The organism is Pseudomonas sp. W22_MBD1_FP4 (genome assembly GCF_052113765.1).
GTDB classification, from domain to species: Bacteria; Pseudomonadota; Gammaproteobacteria; order Pseudomonadales; family Pseudomonadaceae; genus Aquipseudomonas; species Aquipseudomonas sivasensis.
This window is the reverse complement of the sequence record NZ_JBGQOI010000011.1, coordinates 21,810-37,958: the sequence shown is the minus strand read 5'-3', so window position 1 is coordinate 37,958 and position 16,149 is coordinate 21,810. Positions and strand designations below refer to the sequence as shown.

Below are 16,149 nucleotides of genomic sequence, written 5' to 3'. Positions count from 1 at the left end.
GCACGACCGCTTGCACCATTGAAACCCCACCACACTGCACATAGACTCCGGCCATGCGTTTACGTCATATCGAAGTGATTCAGGCCATCTTGCAGACCGGACACCTCGGCACGGCCGCCGAATGGTTGCAACTCCCCGTGGGCGATGTGGACGCGGCGCTGAAGGAAGCCGAGCAGCAACTGGGCTTTATGCTGTTTGCCAGCGTGCGCGGGCGCTTGCAGGCAACACGGGAAACCCTCGAACTGCAGGCAGAAATCGCCCATATATACGAAGCGCTGGAACCGGTGCAACGCCTGGCCAGCCGTTTGAAACACCATCACGCCCCGCCCTTGCGTGCGCTCTGTACCCCGCCCCTGGCCAATCAACTGCTGCCGCAAAGTATCGCAGTGCTGCGTCGACGCTTTCAGGACACCCCGTGCAACCTATCAAGCCAGCCCACAAGGGAGATCGTCAGGAGCCTGTTGCTGCATGAGGCCGATGTCGGCTTGAGCCTGCATGACCCGGAACACCCGCAAATCGTCAGCACCGTGCTGGCTCAAGGCAAACTGCAGTTGCTGGCGCCCCACGGCTGGCTCAAGCCCAAGCAGAAGTACATTGCACTACAGGACCTGGCCGGCCAGTCGATGATCGGGTTGGAGGGGCAAGACCCGCTCAGCCGCCTGCTGGACGCCAAGCTGCAAGCCCTACGGCCGCTTCCGGTGGTGCAGACGCGGGTGCAGACCTACCAGATGATGCGCAGCATGGTAGAAGCGGGAGAAGGCTTGGCGATTGTCGACCCCTTCACTGCATTTGGCGCGCAAGAGGCCGGGCTGGATGCGTGCCCGGTGTCGCCGCCGATGATGGTCAGCCTGTACGCGCTGACCCTCAAGGATGGCGTGGCCTCTCCAGCGATGAATGCATTGCTGGAGATTGTCACGCAGAAGGCTGAAAGCCTGCTGCTGAGTTAAGCCTTGTCGACTTCGGCCTTGAACAGCCGATACCAGAAAATCGCCACTTCACGAGTTTGCGGGTCAATGCCGCGATAGCGCAGGTGGTCGATCCCGCCCATCACATAGCCGCATCGCTCATAGAGGCGGCAGGCGCCGAGGTTGTTGTTCTGGGTTTCGAGCATCATGCCCGGCAGGTTTTTCTTGCGGCTCCAGAACTGCGCTACATCCAGTAATGCCTTCGCTACACCGTGCCGCCGCGCCGGCAAGACCACCGCCAGTTCATCCACATGGGCGAAGCCATTCCAGTTGGTGCTGACCACGACATGCCCCACCGGTCGATCGTCCAGATAGGCCATGAAGATCGCACTGTCTGGGGCATCGCGGAAACTGGCGAACTCCTCAGGATCAATCCCATAACATTTGCGGTACGGCAGGATACGCTCCAGCGGCCATTGATCGACGCGCTTGCCCATCTCCGGCACGCTGTAGGCGCTGACCTCGAAACTGAAGTCATTGCCCCACACGTAGGCATCAAAACCTTCGTCGGCGACTCGCACACTGAGCCCTGGATACTTCGGGTTCATTACAGCTTGCATAAACATCCTTAACCCTTGATGCAGTCGACGGTGTAACAACGACCACTGCCGTCATCTTCGTGTTGTAACCCGTGAACATCGGCAAAAAAACCGGGAAAACTGCTATCGAACGTACGGGCAAATGCCAGGTAGTCGATGATCGAGCGGGTGCTCTCGGTAAAGCGCTCGCCGGGCATGATCAACGGAATGCCAGGCGGATACGGCACCAGCATCACGGCTGCGACGCGTCCTGGCAAGGCATCAATCGACACTGCTTCCACTTCACCCCTTACCAATTGGTCGTAGGCGTGCGCCGGTTTCATCGCAATCTCCGGTAGTACGGTGTACATGCGCTTGAGGTGTTTGGCGGTGGCGTTGCTGCGGTAACAGCTGTGCAATTGGTCGCACAGGTCGCGCAAACCCAGGCCCTGATAACGCGCCGGGCCTTGGGCAAACACCGAGGGCAAACAACTGGCCAGGCTGACATTCGCGTCGTAGCTGCGTTTGAATTCCAACAACTCGGTGAGCAACGTACTCCATTTGCCTTTGGTGATGCCCATGGAAAACAACACGAGGAAGGAATACAACCCGGTCTTCTCCACCACCAACCCGCGCTCCCAGAGGAACTTACTGACCACGGCGGCAGGGATCCCACAATCGCTCAAGGCGCCGCCGGCATTGAGACCGGGCATGACCAGCGTCACTTTGATCGGGTCCAACAACACATAATCTTCGGCCACATCCCCAAAGCCATGCCAGTCATCCTGCGGCTGCAACAGCCAGTCCTCCGTGGCGACGCGGTCGATGCCCGCCACCGACGGCGGCTGCCAGATCGAGAACCACCAATCTTCAGCGGCGATATGCTGGCGGAGGTTAGCCAGCGCGCGGCGAAAACTTAGGGCTTCGTCGAACATTTCCTGGAGCAACGAACGCCCGGCAGGGCCTTCCATCATCGCCGAAGCCACGTCCAGCGACGCGATGATGCTGTACTGAGGCGAGGTGGAGATGTGCATCATGAACGCTTCGTTGAAACGGTCACGGTCCAACTGACGGGCGCCGCCGTCCTGTACATGGATCATCGAGGCCTGGCTGAACGCGGCCAACAACTTGTGAGTGGAGTGAGTGGTGAACACCAGTGGGCTGTCCGGAGTGCGCGAGGTGCCCATGCCATAGCGCCCGGCAAAGAATTCGTGGAACGCCGCGTAGGCGTACCAGGCTTCGTCAAAGTGCAGCACCTCGACGCTGTTGCCCAATTGCTGCTTGATCAGCTCGGCGTTGTAGCACAGGCCGTCATAGGTGGAGTTGGTGACCACGGCCAACTTCACTTTCGCTGGCCGGCCACGGGTCAACGGGCTGGCGTCGATCTTGGCGCGGATCGACTCGGGGCTGAATTCACTCAGGGGGATCGGGCCGATAATGCCCAGTTCGTTGCGCTCCGGGCACAGGTACAGCGGGATCGCGCCGGTCATGATGATCGAGTGCAATACCGACTTGTGGCAGTTGCGGTCCACCAGCACCAAATCATCGCGGGCGACCATCGAGTGCCAAACAATCTTGTTGGCGGTGGAAGTGCCGTTGATCACAAAGAAGGTGTGGTCAGCTCCAAAATTACGGGCAGCACGAGCCTCTGCTTCGGCCAGGGGGCCAGTGTGGTCCAGCAGCGAGCCCAATTCGGGGACAGAGACCGACAAATCCGAACGCAGGGTGTTTTCCCCAAAGAACTGATGAAATGCCTGCCCCACCGGGCTTTTGCGGTAGGCCACGCCACCGCCATGGCCGGGGGTGTGCCAGGAATAATTTGAATCAGCGGTGTGCTGCACCAAGGCCTTGAAGAACGGCGGCAACAGGCCATCCAGGTAGGTGCGCGCAGCGCGGGCCACTTGCCGGGCCAGGAATGGCACGGTGTCTTCGAACAGATAAAGGATGCCACGCAGTTGATTGAGCTCGCTCATGGCATCGGCCGGGGCGTTTTCCAGGGTGACTTGCTCGCCCAAGGCAAAGATCGGCAGGTTCGGTGCCCGTACCCGCGCCAAGCGAATCAGCTCAACCATGTTTTGCAGCAGATGGGTATTTTCGCCAGCGCCTTCGGCGGCGATCAACATGCAGGCCAAGCCGTGATGGGTAGACGCCACTAGCCGACCTTCGGCGTAGTCCACGGCGGAAAAAACACTGAAGCCCTCTTGTTCCAACTCCCTGGCGATGCCGCGTACCCGGTCGCCGGCAACGGTGTCGGCCTTGATGTCGCGGTGCACGATAAGGATAGGGAACTTCAGGTCTTTGTACATGAGGGCGTGGGAGTCCTGAGGGCTATGCACTCAGGGTAGAAGCTGGGAAGCGATGACGCGAATGAAGATTTTGAAAGCTACGCAGATCAACTGTGGGAGGTGGCTTGCTCCCGATCACGGTGTGTCAGCTAATAGTTGATTGGCTGATCCACCGCTATCGGGGCGAGCCCCCTCGCACAGGTTGATCGGACCCACGCAGGGCTATTGTTGTGTCAACTGGGTCCACAGCGCCGGCGCGCCCGCCGACTTGGCAATCGCTTCCAGGCGTTGCGCATGCTCGACCATGTCCTGCTCGCTGGCGCGGAGAATGGTGGTCGGCTTGCGATCTGCCGGCAGGCGCCGGATTTCCGAAGGACGATTGCCCGAACCTTCCGCAGAGCCGCTGCCATCGGAAGCATTGCCGGCCAGGGACAGGCTGGTCTGCCCGCCGGTCATGGTCAGGTAGACGTCGGCGAGAATCTCGGAGTCGAGCAAGGCGCCGTGGAGTTCTCGGCCGGAGTTGTCGACGCCATACCGCTTGCACAACGCATCCAGGCTGTTGCGCTGGCCAGGGTGACGCTCCCTGGCCATCATCAAGGTGTCGAGGATCGAGCAGTGCTGGGAAATATCCGCGCGATCCGTCTGCCCCATGAGGGCAAATTCGTTGTTGATGAAGCCGACGTCGAACGCCGCGTTATGGATGATCAACTGGGCGCCGTTGATGAATTCGAAGAACTCATCGGCCACCTCGGCAAAACGCGGCTTGCCCTTGAGGAACTCGTCGGTGATGCCGTGGACGCCGATGGCGCCTTCGTCACTGTCGCGATCCGGTTGCAGGTAGACGTGGAAGTGACGCCCGGTGAGGCGCCGACCCATGAGTTCGACACAGCCGATTTCAATGATCCGGTGGCCGTCAGTCACCGGCATGCCGGTGGTTTCGGTATCGAGTACAACAGATCGGATGGCCATCAGGGTTCAGCTCTCAACGGGGTGGTGGTGTGCGTCAAAGGGCGGGATGTTAACACGTCAGACGGCATCAGCTTTGCTTGTAGCCCCGCACTTCATCCACGCCACGGTTGGCCAACTGGTCGGCACGCTCGTTGCCGGGGTGGCCGATGTGACCACGTACCCACTTCCAAGTGATGTCATGGCGATTGCATTGCTCATCGAGCAGTTGCCATAGGTCGGCATTCTTGACCGGTTCTTTGGCGGCGGTCTTCCAACCGCGCTTTTTCCAGTTGACCATCCACTCGTTGATGCCCTTCATCACGTACTGCGAGTCGGTCACCAGCAGTACGTTGCAACGGCGCTTGAGTTCTTCAAGGCCGCGAATCGCGCCCATCAATTCCATGCGGTTGTTGGTGGTGTTGGCTTCGCCGCCCCACAGTTCCTTCTCGACGCCCTTGCACACCAGCAACGCGCCCCAGCCGCCGGGGCCTGGGTTGCCCTTGCAGGCGCCATCGGTGAAGAGTTCTACGGTATCGGTCATCGGTTACATCCATCAAAACAGGCGGGATCTGAAATCAAAAAGGTTTTACGGTTCGCTTTGCTTGCGATTGACCTTGGCCATGGGCATCGGCACCAGCTTGCCCATGGGCTGGCGGGGCACCTGGCGCACTGGCCGCAGCCCGACCACAATCTTGCGCGCTACTAATAAATAGAAGCCGCCGCCCGACAGTTGCCAAGCACCCGCGCGGCGTTCCCAGCCGGCCAGGCGCGCCTGCCACTTGGTCGAGGCAAGCGGCGGACGATAGCACCCGAAGCGGCGTTTCTCCAGCGCGAAGCCCAGCAGGTTCAACCAGTCCGCCACCCGCGACGGCGAGATGCAGCGCGCCTGGCGAAGGCCATCATGAGCGAACACATGGCGCAGCCCCCAACTGCTCCAGGGGTTGATACCAACAATCAGCAAATGGCCACCAGGGCGCACGCTGCTCGCCGCCTCGCGCAGCAACCCGTGAGGCGACAGGCAGAAATCCAGACCATGCTGCAACACCACCACATCGGCAGCGTGCTCGCTCAACGGCCAGGCCTGTTCCTCACAAACGATCTCTACGCCCGGCAACGGAGCACCCAGGCGCACATTTCGCTGCACCTGCGGCGCAGAGGGCGGCGTCTGTGCCGAGGGACCGTAATGCACGAGGTAACCACCAAAGAAACGACCCAACTCGTCTTCGAGCATGCGCCGTTCTTCATCCAGCAAAAATTGCCCGATGGGCCCGGACAGCCATTCGCGGGCCGCGCCGATCAGGGCCAGCCACTCAGGATCGGCCTGGGCGAACGCTTTATCAGTCATTGCATTCTCCAACTCGCCTAGACGTTCTAAGATGCACCAATGTGTTCAGCTTGGCGAATCGAAGAATGATACAGATCAGTGCTCTGCCCGCCTTCACCGATAACTACATATGGTTGCTACAGGACCCGCATACCCAACGTTGCGCAGTGGTCGATCCAGGCGATGCCGCGCCGGTACTGGCCTGGCTTACGCAACATCCGGAGTGGACCCTGAGCGACATCCTGATCACCCACCATCACCATGATCACGTGGGTGGCGTCGAGCAACTCAAGCGCGTGACCGAAGCCAAGGTCTACGGACCGGCCAACGAGCAGATCCCGGCGCGGGACGTCGCCCTGCAGGATAACGATCGCATCAACGTGCTCGGCTGGGACTTTGACATCTATACCGTGCCAGGCCACACCCTCGGCCACATCGCCTTCTATCACCAGGGCGTACTGTTCTGTGGCGACACCCTGTTCGCCGCCGGCTGCGGCCGCCTGTTCGAAGGCACGCCGGAGCAGATGCACACTTCCCTTGAGCGCCTGGCCGCACTGCCCGCCGACACGCTGGTGTACTGCACCCACGAATACACACAAAGTAACCTCAAGTTCGCCCAGGCAGTGGAACCGGACAACGCCGACATCGCCGAACGTGTGGAAATCGTCCGCCAACTCCGGGCCCGTGGTGAGATAACACTGCCCTCCAACCTGGCATTGGAAAAACGCACCAACCCTTTTCTGCGTACTTCTGAAACATCCGTTAAACAAAAAGCGGACGAACGGAATGGCCGCGACAACCGCTCTGGGGCCGAGGTGTTTGCTAGCTTGAGGGCTTGGAAAGATAAGTTCTAAGACGATGCAATCTGATACGTAATTTCTGAATGGTTGACCGGAACCAAAGTGCTTTCTAGAATCGCCCGACATTTTTGCCCGGAACTTACTTCCAGCCAATGTCGTCATCTATTCGTAAATCCAACCATTCAGACGCATTGACCCGCCTGGCTCAAGCTGTGGCGGTGGCTGTGTCCGCAACGCTGGCGGGCTGCCAATCGACCAATTTCACTGCACAATCCACCGTGCAACCCAAGCCCAACCTTACGGCCAAAATCAAACAGAAACCCGTCATCTGGCTTTCAGAAAAGCCTGCTCCCGAAGTACCGCAGGATGTCTGGGAACGCATGCGACGGGGCTTTCAATTGCAGGACAACGTTGGCGTCAACCCGCGCATCGAGCAACAGCGCCTTTGGTTCGCCAGCAACCCGTCCTTCCTGGAGAACGCCGGCGAACGCGGCAGTCTCTACATTCATTACATCGTCGAACGCCTTGAAGAACGCAACATGCCCCTGGAGCTGGCGCTGCTGCCAGTGATCGAAAGTGCCTACAACCCAATGGCCTATTCGCGCAGCGATGCCGTCGGCTTGTGGCAGTTCATCCCCTCCACCGGGCGCTACTTCAACCTGCGCCAGACCCGCGCCTATGATGGCCGCCGCGACATTACCGCCTCCACCACCGCCGCCCTGGACTACCTGACCCGTCTGCACGACATGTTCAACGGCGACTGGCTGCTGGCGCTGGCAGCCTATAACGCCGGCGAAGGCACGGTGAGCCGGGCGATCGAGCGCAACGAGAAGCTCGGTCTGCCCACCGACTACTGGAACCTGCCCCTGCCCCAGGAAACCAAGGATTACGTGCCCAAGTTCCTGGCGCTGTCCCAGGTGGTGCTGGCCCCTGAGGCCTACGGCGTCAACCTGAACCCGATTGCCAACACGCCTTACTTCGAAGTGGTAGAAGTCAAACAGAGCATGGACCTGTCACGGGTCGCTGCGCTGGCTGAAATCGATGAAGACGAGCTGTTCCAGCTCAACCCGGCCCTCAAACAACGCACCACCCTGGATGGCCCGCAGCATCTGTTGGTACCGAGTTCCAAGGCGCAGTTGCTGACCAGCACCCTTTCGACGATGAAGCCTGAAGAATTACTGGCGATGCGCCCGAAGAAACAGGTCTTCGACGAAGTTGAGACCGCACGGGTTGCCGGCCGCAGCCGAAGCTACAAGGTGCGCAGCGGCGACAACCTCACGCTGATCGCCAAGGCCAACAAGGTCGATGTGCATGACCTGCAACGCTGGAACAAGCTTAACGGCCAGGCCCTCAAGGTTGGTCAGACCCTGGTGATGCAGGACACCCGCCGCGCAGTAGCCAGCAGCAAGAAGCCGGTGCAGTACAAGGTCAAGAAAGGCGACTCGCTGTACATCGTCGCCAAGCGTTTCAACGTCGAGATGCAACATCTCAAGCGTTGGAACCCGCGTACTGGCCAGGCGTTGAAGCCGGGGCAGATGCTGGTAGTTTCCGGGCCGCGCTAAGGCTTTAAGAACACTGTAGAACCAATGTGGGAGGGGGCTTGCCCCCGATATCGGTGGATCAGCCAATGAATCTGGTGGCTGACAAACTGCTATCGGGGGCAAGCCCCCTCCTACACTGAATCTCCAGTGTTCCCAACCGGCTTTTTCCAACCGGAACAAGCTGTTACTGTACCGACCATAAAGCCCAAGCCGCCTGGATCGGATCTCTGACTTGAAGCGTCCCCTCCTTCTACTAATAAGTCTGGCCTTGAGCTTTGGTGCGAACGCGACGATTACCGAGAGCCACGGGTATACGCAGTTCGGCAGGCTCAAATACCCAGCCAAATTCACCCACTTCGATTGGGTAAATCCTGCAGCGCCGAAAGGCGGGACCTTGCGGGTCATGGCATTTGGCACCTTCGATACGCTCAACCCCTACACGTTCAAAGGCTCAAGCCCGGTTTCAACCCCCAACTTCCTGCAATACGGCGTCAATGAGCTCAACGAACCATTGATGGTCGGCACCGGCCAGTACGCGCCATCCGGCGATGAGCCGACCTCAAGTTACGGATTGATTGCCCAATCGGTGGAGTACAGCGAGGACCGCAGTTGGGTAGTGTTCAACCTGCGCCCGGAAGCACGCTTTCACGATGGAAAGCCGATCACCGCGTATGACGTGGCGTTTTCCTATCGCACCCTGCTGACCGAAGGCCACCCGCAGTACCGCACCAACCTGCAGGAAGTGGCGCGGGTGGACATCCTCAACCGTCACCGCATCCGCTTTGTATTCAAGCGCGCCGGCAACCCGCTGCTGATCCTGCGCCTGGGCGAGTTACCGGTGCTGCCCCAACACTATTGGAAAAACCGCGATTTCAAGGCGACCACCTTCGAACCGCCGCTGGGCAGTGGGCCTTACCGTATCAGCAAGGTCACGCCTGGGCGCCAATTGGTGTTCGAACGGGTCAAGGATTACTGGGGCAAGGACCTGCCGGTCAACCAGGGTTTCTATAACTACGACAAGGTCGAGGTGGAGTTCTACCGCGACAGCGACGTGGCCTTCGAAGCCTTCAAGGCCGGCGAGTTCGACATCTATATCGAGCACCAGGCCAAGAATTGGGCGAATGGTTACAACTTCCCGGCGGTGAACCGGGGTGACGTGATCAAGGCGCAGATCGCTCACCAGATCCCCACTCAGAGCCAGGGCCTGTTCATGAACACCCGCCGGCCGACCTTCAGCCAGACCAAGGTGCGCGAAGCCCTGGGGCTGATGTTCGACTTCGAATGGACCAACCGCACGCTGTTCAGCAACGCCTACAAACGCACTTTGAGCTACTACCCCAACAGCGAGTTCGCGGCGACCGGCGTACCCGTGGGCCACGAATGGCTGATGCTCTCGCCGTACCGCGAGCAATTGCCGGCGAACCTGTTTACCCAAGCCTTCAGCCTGCCGCAGACCGACGGGCGCGGCATCCCCCGTGAAAACATGCGCCGCGCCCTGTCGCTGCTGGGCGAAGCCGGGTGGAAGTTGTCGGGCCAACGCCTGCTCAACAAGGACGGGCAACCGCTGCGCTTCGAGATTCTGCTGGTCAATCCGAACCTGGAGCGCATCCTGCAGCCCTATGTCGAGAACCTGATCAGCATCGGCATCGACGCGCGGCTGCGCACCGTTGACCGCGCGCAGTACAAGCAGCGCCTGGATCAGTTCGACTTCGACATGATCCTGATCACCCTCAATCAGACCCTGAGCCCCGGCCTTGAGCAGTGGCAGTACTTCCACTCCAGCCAGGCCGCAATCAAGGGCAGCAAGAACTACGCGGGCATCGCCAACCCCATTGTCGATCACCTGCTGGAACAACTGCTGGCCGCCCAGACCCGCGAAGAACAACTGGCCGCCGGCCGCGCCCTGGACCGAGTGCTCCTGTGGCAGCACTACAGCATTCCCAACTGGTACCTCAACTATCATCGCCTGGCGTACCGTAACCGGTTCGCCTTTGTCACCACGCCGCCCTACAGCCTGGGCCTGAGCGCGTGGTGGCTGAAAGCGTCGGAGAAAGCCCAATGATGTCTTTGCGTACTTCACTGTTTGCCGGCCTGTTGCTGTGCTCCGCAGCCCACGCGGCGCCGCAACATGCGCTGACGCTCTACAACGAGCCGCCGAAATACCCCGCCGACTTCAAGCACTTCGACTATGTGAACCCGGATGCCCCCAAGGGCGGCACCTTCCGCGAATCGAGCATGGGCGGCTTCGACAGCCTCAACCCGTTTATCAGCAAGGGCGTGCCGGCCGACAACATCAGTCTGATCTACGACACCCTGGCCATGCAGAGCCTGGACGAACCCATCACCGAATACGGCCTGGTCGCCGGCAAGATCGAAAAAGCCCCGGACAACAGCTGGGTGCGTTTCTACCTGCGCCCCGAAGCGCGGTTCCACGACGGCCACCCGATCCGCGCCGAAGACGTGGTGTTCACGTTCCAGGAACTGATGAAGGAAGGCTCGCCGATCTACCGCACCTACTACGCCGATGTCGATGAAGTGGTCGCCGAAGACCCGCTGCGGGTGTTGTTCAAATTCAAGCGCACCAACAACCGCGAGTTGCCACTGATCCTCGGACAACTGCCGGTACTGCCCAAGCATTGGTGGGTCACGCGGGACTTCGCCAAGGGCAACCTGGAGGTGCCGCTGGGCAGCGGGCCGTACAAGGTGGCCGAGGTCAAGGCCGGGCGCATGATCCGCTACGAGCGGGTCAAAGACTACTGGGCCAAGGACCTGCCGATCACCAAGGGTTTCTACAATTTCGATAACCGCATCACGGACTACTACCGCGACAGCACCGTGTCCCTGGAAGCGTTGAAGGCCGGGCAGTTCGACTACTGGCTGGAATTCAGCGCCAAGAACTGGGCCAACGCCTACAACATTCCGGCAGTGACCCAGGGCCGGTTGATCAAGGAAGAGATCCCCAACGGCAATCCCACGGGCATGCAAGGTTTTGTGTTCAATACACGTAAGGCGATGTTCCAGGACGTGCGCGTGCGCAAGGCTATCAGCCTGTTGCTGGACTTCGAGTGGAGCAACAAACAGCTGTTCAACGGCGCCTACACCCGCACCCGCAGTTACTTCGAAAACTCTGAAATGGCCGCCACCGGCCTCCCCGGCCCGGATGAGCTGAAAATCCTCGAGCCCCTGCGCGACAAAATCCCGGTCGAAGTCTTCACCCAGGCCTTCGAGCCGGCCAGAACCGACGGCAGCGGCATGATCCGCGCCCAGCAACGCGAGGCCTACCAACTGCTGCAGGAGGCCGGCTGGCGCATCGTTGATGACAAGATGGTCGACACCACGGGTAAACCTGTGACCATCGAGTTCCTGCTGGCACAGACCGAGTTCGAACGCATCCTGCTGCCTTTCAAGCGCAACCTGGCGGACCTGGGCATCGACCTGGTAATCCGTCGGGTGGACGTCTCGCAGTTCGTCAACCGTGTCCGCTCTCGGGACTTCGACATGATGGTGGGCAGCTTCCCGCAGTCCACTTCGCCAGGTAACGAACAACGGGAGTTCTGGAAGTCTTCCAGCGCCGACAAGCCTGGCAGCCGCAACTACATGGGCCTCAAGGACCCAGCGGTGGACCAGTTGGTGGAAGAACTGATCGACGCCGATTCGCGCAAAAGCCTGGTAGCCCATGCCAAAGCACTGGATCGCGTGCTGCAGTTTGGCTACTACGTGATCCCCAACTGGCACATCAAGACGTTCCGCGTGGCGTATTGGGACCACCTGGGGCACCCCAAAGTCCCGCCGCGCTACGACGTGGGCACAGCCACCTGGTGGAGCAAACCCAATGTCAAACCTGCCGTCACCTTGGACACAGACACGAACGCCGATTCGGCGAGCGGAGGCGATTAAATGCTGGCCTATATTGTTCGCCGCCTGTTACTGATCATCCCCACGCTGTTCGGGATCCTGCTGATCAACTTCATCATTATCCAGGCCGCCCCCGGTGGTCCGGTGGAACAGATGATCGCCAAGCTTGAGGGCTTTGAAGGCGCCACCAGCCGCATTGCCGGCGGCGGCGCCGAAGTCTCGGTGGCCGGTTCCAGCAGCTATCGCGGCGCCCAAGGTTTGGACCCGGCGCTGATCAAGGAAATCGAAAAGATGTACGGCTTCGACAAGTCGGCGCCGGAACGCTTGTGGATCATGGTCAAGAACTACGCCCAGCTGGATTTTGGCGACAGCTTCTTCCGTGACGCCAAGGTCATCGACCTGATCAAGGAAAAGATGCCGGTGTCCATCTCCCTTGGGTTATGGAGCACGCTGATCATGTACCTGGTGTCGATCCCCCTGGGGATCGCCAAGGCCACGCGGCATGGCAGCCATTTCGACGTCTGGACCAGTTCGGCGATCATCGTCGGCTACGCGATCCCGGCGTTTTTGTTCGCCATCCTGCTGATCGTGGTATTTGCCGGCGGCAGTTACTTCGACTGGTTCCCGTTGCGCGGGCTCACCTCCAACAACTTCGACGAGTTGAGCTGGGGCGGCAAGATCCTTGACTACTTCTGGCACCTGGCATTGCCCATCACTGCGCTGGTCATCGGCAACTTCGCAACCATGACGCTGCTCACCAAAAACAGCTTTCTCGACGAGATCAACAAGCAGTACGTGGTCACCGCCAAGGCCAAGGGCCTGACCAACCACCGCGTGCTCTACGGCCATGTGTTCCGTAACGCGATGCTGCTGGTGATCGCCGGGTTTCCGTCCGCGTTCATCGGGATTTTCTTCACCGGCTCGTTGCTGGTGGAAGTGATCTTCTCCCTCGACGGCCTGGGCCTGATGAGCTTTGAAGCGGCGATCAACCGCGACTACCCGGTGGTGTTTGGCACGCTGTTTATCTTCACCCTGCTGGGGCTGATCGTGAAACTGATCGGCGACCTCACCTACACCCTGGTCGATCCGCGTATCGACTTCGCCAGCCGGGAGCATTGAGATGAATCTATCCCCCCTCAATCGCCGCCGGTTCGAGCGTTTCAAGGCCAACAAACGTGGCTGGTGGTCGCTGTGGCTGTTCCTGATCCTGTTCGGGCTGAGTCTGGGCGCGGAGCTGATCGCCAACGACAAGCCGCTGGCCGTGCACTACGACGGCGACTGGTATTTCCCGGCGCTCAAGCGCTACCCGGAAACCACCTTCGGCGGCGAATTCCCACTGGAAGCCAACTACAAGAGCCCGTATATCCAAGAGCTGCTCAAGGCCAAGGACGCCTGGACTCTGTGGGCGCCGATCCCGTTCAGCTATCAGAGCATCAACTACGACCTGAAAGTGCCGGCCCCCGCGCCGCCCTCTTCCGTGAACTTGCTGGGCACCGATGACCAAGGCCGCGATGTACTGGCGCGGGTGATCTACGGGTTCCGGGTTTCGGTGCTGTTTGCCCTGACCCTGACCATCCTAAGCTCGATCATTGGCGTGATCGCCGGAGCCTTGCAGGGTTTCTATGGCGGCTGGGTCGACCTGGCCGGGCAGCGTTTCCTGGAAATCTGGTCCGGGCTGCCGGTGCTGTATTTGTTGATCATCCTCGCCAGCTTCGTGCAGCCCAATTTCTGGTGGCTGCTGGGCATCATGCTGCTGTTTTCCTGGATGAGCCTGGTGGATGTGGTGCGCGCCGAGTTCCTGCGTGGGCGCAACCTTGAATACGTGCGTGCAGCCCGGGCACTGGGGATGCAGAACGGCGCGATCATGTTCCGCCACATCCTGCCCAACGCCATGGTCTCAACCATGACCTTTATGCCGTTCATTCTCACCGGCGCTATCGGCACCCTGACCGCACTGGACTTCCTTGGCTTTGGTCTGCCAGCCGGCTCGCCGTCCCTGGGTGAACTGGTAGCCCAGGGCAAATCCAACCTGCAAGCACCGTGGCTGGGCATGAGCGCGTTTGCCGTGCTGGCGATCATGTTGAGCTTGCTGGTGTTTATCGGCGAGTCCGCTCGCGATGCCTTCGACCCGAGGAAATGAGATGAATCAGGACAATCTGATCGAAATCCGCGACCTCAGCGTCGAGTTTGTCACCGGCGAGCATCACCACAGGGTGGTCAACAACGTCAGCTTCGACATCAAACGCGGCGAAACCATCGCGCTGGTCGGCGAAAGCGGCTCTGGCAAGTCGGTGACCGCCCACTCGATCCTGCGCCTGCTGCCCTACCCCTTGGCACGGCACCCGAGCGGCATCATCCAGTACGCCGGACAAGACTTGCTGACCCTCAAGGAAAAGACCCTGCGGCACATTCGCGGTAACCGCATCGCGATGATCTTCCAGGAGCCGATGACCTCGTTGAACCCACTGCACTCCATCGAGAAGCAGATCAACGAAGTGCTCGGCCTGCACAAGGGGCTGACCGGCAAGGTTGCCACGCAGCGCACCCTGGAATTGCTCGAACTGGTGGGCATTCCCGAACCGCACAAGCGCCTAAAGGCCCTGCCTCACGAGTTGTCCGGCGGTCAGCGCCAGCGGGTAATGATTGCCATGGCATTGGCCAACGAGCCGGAACTGTTGATCGCCGACGAGCCGACCACGGCCCTCGACGTGACCGTGCAGTTGAAGATCCTGGAGCTGCTCAAGGAGTTGCAGGCACGCCTGGGCATGGCCTTGCTGCTGATCAGCCACGACCTGAACCTGGTGCGGCGCATTGCCCATCGCGTCTGTGTGATGCAGAAAGGTTGCATCGTAGAACAGGCCGAATGCGAGACGCTGTTCCAGTCGCCGCAACACCCTTACACCCAGGAATTGCTGGCGGCCGAACCCAGCGGTGGACCGGCCAATAATGTGGTCGGGCCGCCGCTGCTGGAGGTCGATGACCTGAAGGTGTGGTTCCCGATCAAGAAGGGCTTTTTGCGCAACACCGTCGATTACGTCAAGGCGGTCGATGGCATCAACTTTAGCCTGCCCCAAGGGCAAACCTTGGGCATCGTCGGCGAAAGTGGTTCGGGCAAATCCACCCTCGGCCTGGCGATTTTGCGCTTGATCGGAAGCAAAGGTGGGATTCGCTTCGAAGGCCAGCAGCTTGACCGCCTGACGCAACAGCAGGTGCGCCCGCTGCGCCGGGAAATGCAGGTGGTGTTCCAGGACCCGTTCGGCAGCCTGAGCCCGCGCATGAGCGTCAGTGAGATCGTTGGCGAAGGTCTGCGCATTCACAAAATGGGCACGCCGGCCGAGCAGGAAGCGGCGATTATCGCGGCGCTCAAGGAAGTGGGCCTGGACCCGGAGTCCCGCCACCGCTACCCCCACGAATTTTCCGGCGGGCAACGCCAACGCATCGCCATCGCCCGCGCGTTGGTGCTCAAGCCGCGCCTGATCCTGCTGGACGAACCTACCTCGGCGCTGGACCGCACGGTGCAACGCCAGGTCGTGGAATTGCTGCGCAGCCTGCAGGCCAAGTACAACCTGACCTACCTGTTCATCAGCCATGACCTGGCGGTCGTGAAGGCATTGAGTCACCAATTGATGGTGGTCAAGCATGGCCAGGTGGTGGAACAAGGCGATGCGCGGGCGATTTTTGCTGATCCGCAGCACGCGTATACCCGGCAGTTGCTGGAAGCGGCGTTCCTCGTTCCTGCCTGAATGCACGCAGACCAAATGTGGGAGGGGGCTTGCCCCCGATGAGGGATTGTCAGCTGATGCAGCTGTGGCTGACCCACAACAATCGAGAGCCCCCCCCTCCCACCTTCAGCCCTACTCCTTTAAGCCTGCCTAGTAGCGAACCAATATCATTTGCGCTCACCCCATCCTTT

General features: G+C 60.2%; 13 protein-coding genes. 8 read left to right on the top strand and 5 right to left on the bottom strand.

Annotation, left to right across the window (positions count from 1 at the left end; translation table 11 throughout):
• Positions 1–53 precede the first annotated feature (53 nt).
• A complete protein-coding gene (locus ACEN2T_RS15625; RefSeq protein ID WP_122681398.1) occupies positions 54–947 on the top strand; it encodes a LysR substrate-binding domain-containing protein in 894 nt (297 codons plus the stop codon).
• On the opposite strand, the gene ACEN2T_RS15620 is transcribed toward ACEN2T_RS15625, so the two are convergent.
• From ACEN2T_RS15620 to ACEN2T_RS15600, 5 genes are all read right to left on the bottom strand, one after another.
• The gene (locus tag ACEN2T_RS15620; RefSeq protein WP_032885825.1) at positions 944–1,513 is read right to left on the bottom strand and encodes a GNAT family N-acetyltransferase; all 570 of its coding nucleotides are present in this window, start codon (positions 1,511–1,513) and stop codon (positions 944–946) included. The genes ACEN2T_RS15625 and ACEN2T_RS15620 overlap by 4 nt on opposite strands.
• Before the next feature lie 20 nt (positions 1,514–1,533).
• Positions 1,534–3,789: an Orn/Lys/Arg decarboxylase N-terminal domain-containing protein gene (locus ACEN2T_RS15615; protein WP_032885824.1), complete on the bottom strand. Its 2,256-nt coding sequence runs from the start codon at positions 3,787–3,789 to the stop codon at positions 1,534–1,536.
• Between the two features lie 201 nt (positions 3,790–3,990).
• Positions 3,991–4,731 carry a DNA polymerase III subunit epsilon gene (gene dnaQ / locus ACEN2T_RS15610; protein ID WP_163033241.1) on the bottom strand — a complete coding sequence of 247 codons (741 nt, stop codon included), beginning with the start codon at positions 4,729–4,731 and terminating at the stop codon, positions 3,991–3,993.
• Between the two features lie 73 nt (positions 4,732–4,804).
• On the bottom strand, positions 4,805–5,257 hold the full coding sequence (gene rnhA / locus ACEN2T_RS15605) for a ribonuclease HI (RefSeq protein WP_017738572.1): 453 nt from the start codon (positions 5,255–5,257) through the stop codon (positions 4,805–4,807).
• 45 nt (positions 5,258–5,302) lie between these two features.
• Positions 5,303–6,061: a class I SAM-dependent methyltransferase gene (locus tag ACEN2T_RS15600; RefSeq protein WP_032885822.1), complete on the bottom strand. Its 759-nt coding sequence runs from the start codon at positions 6,059–6,061 to the stop codon at positions 5,303–5,305.
• A 65-nt stretch (positions 6,062–6,126) separates the two neighbouring features.
• Between ACEN2T_RS15600 and gloB the strand changes: the two genes are divergently transcribed.
• From gloB to ACEN2T_RS15565, 7 genes are all read left to right on the top strand, one after another.
• Positions 6,127–6,894: a hydroxyacylglutathione hydrolase gene (gene gloB, locus ACEN2T_RS15595; RefSeq protein ID WP_442116959.1), complete on the top strand. Its 768-nt coding sequence runs from the start codon at positions 6,127–6,129 to the stop codon at positions 6,892–6,894.
• A gap of 98 nt (positions 6,895–6,992) precedes the next feature.
• Positions 6,993–8,402, top strand: a complete 1,410-nt coding sequence (locus tag ACEN2T_RS15590; protein WP_032885820.1) for a lytic transglycosylase domain-containing protein — start codon at positions 6,993–6,995, stop codon at positions 8,400–8,402.
• Between the two features lie 211 nt (positions 8,403–8,613).
• Positions 8,614–10,443 carry an extracellular solute-binding protein gene (locus ACEN2T_RS15585; RefSeq protein ID WP_032885819.1) on the top strand — a complete coding sequence of 610 codons (1,830 nt, stop codon included), beginning with the start codon at positions 8,614–8,616 and terminating at the stop codon, positions 10,441–10,443.
• On the top strand, positions 10,440–12,278 hold the full coding sequence (locus ACEN2T_RS15580) for an extracellular solute-binding protein (protein WP_442116958.1): 1,839 nt from the start codon (positions 10,440–10,442) through the stop codon (positions 12,276–12,278). Before ACEN2T_RS15585 ends, ACEN2T_RS15580 begins: the two co-directional genes overlap by 4 nt.
• A complete protein-coding gene (locus tag ACEN2T_RS15575) occupies positions 12,279–13,355 on the top strand; it encodes a microcin C ABC transporter permease YejB (RefSeq protein ID WP_032885816.1) in 1,077 nt (358 codons plus the stop codon).
• A 1-nt stretch (position 13,356) separates the two neighbouring features.
• Positions 13,357–14,376, top strand: coding sequence for an ABC transporter permease (locus ACEN2T_RS15570; RefSeq protein WP_032885814.1), 1,020 nt, complete (start codon positions 13,357–13,359; stop codon positions 14,374–14,376).
• A gap of 1 nt (position 14,377) precedes the next feature.
• Positions 14,378–15,979, top strand: a complete 1,602-nt coding sequence (locus tag ACEN2T_RS15565; protein ID WP_032885813.1) for an ABC transporter ATP-binding protein — start codon at positions 14,378–14,380, stop codon at positions 15,977–15,979.
• Positions 15,980–16,149 lie beyond the last annotated feature (170 nt).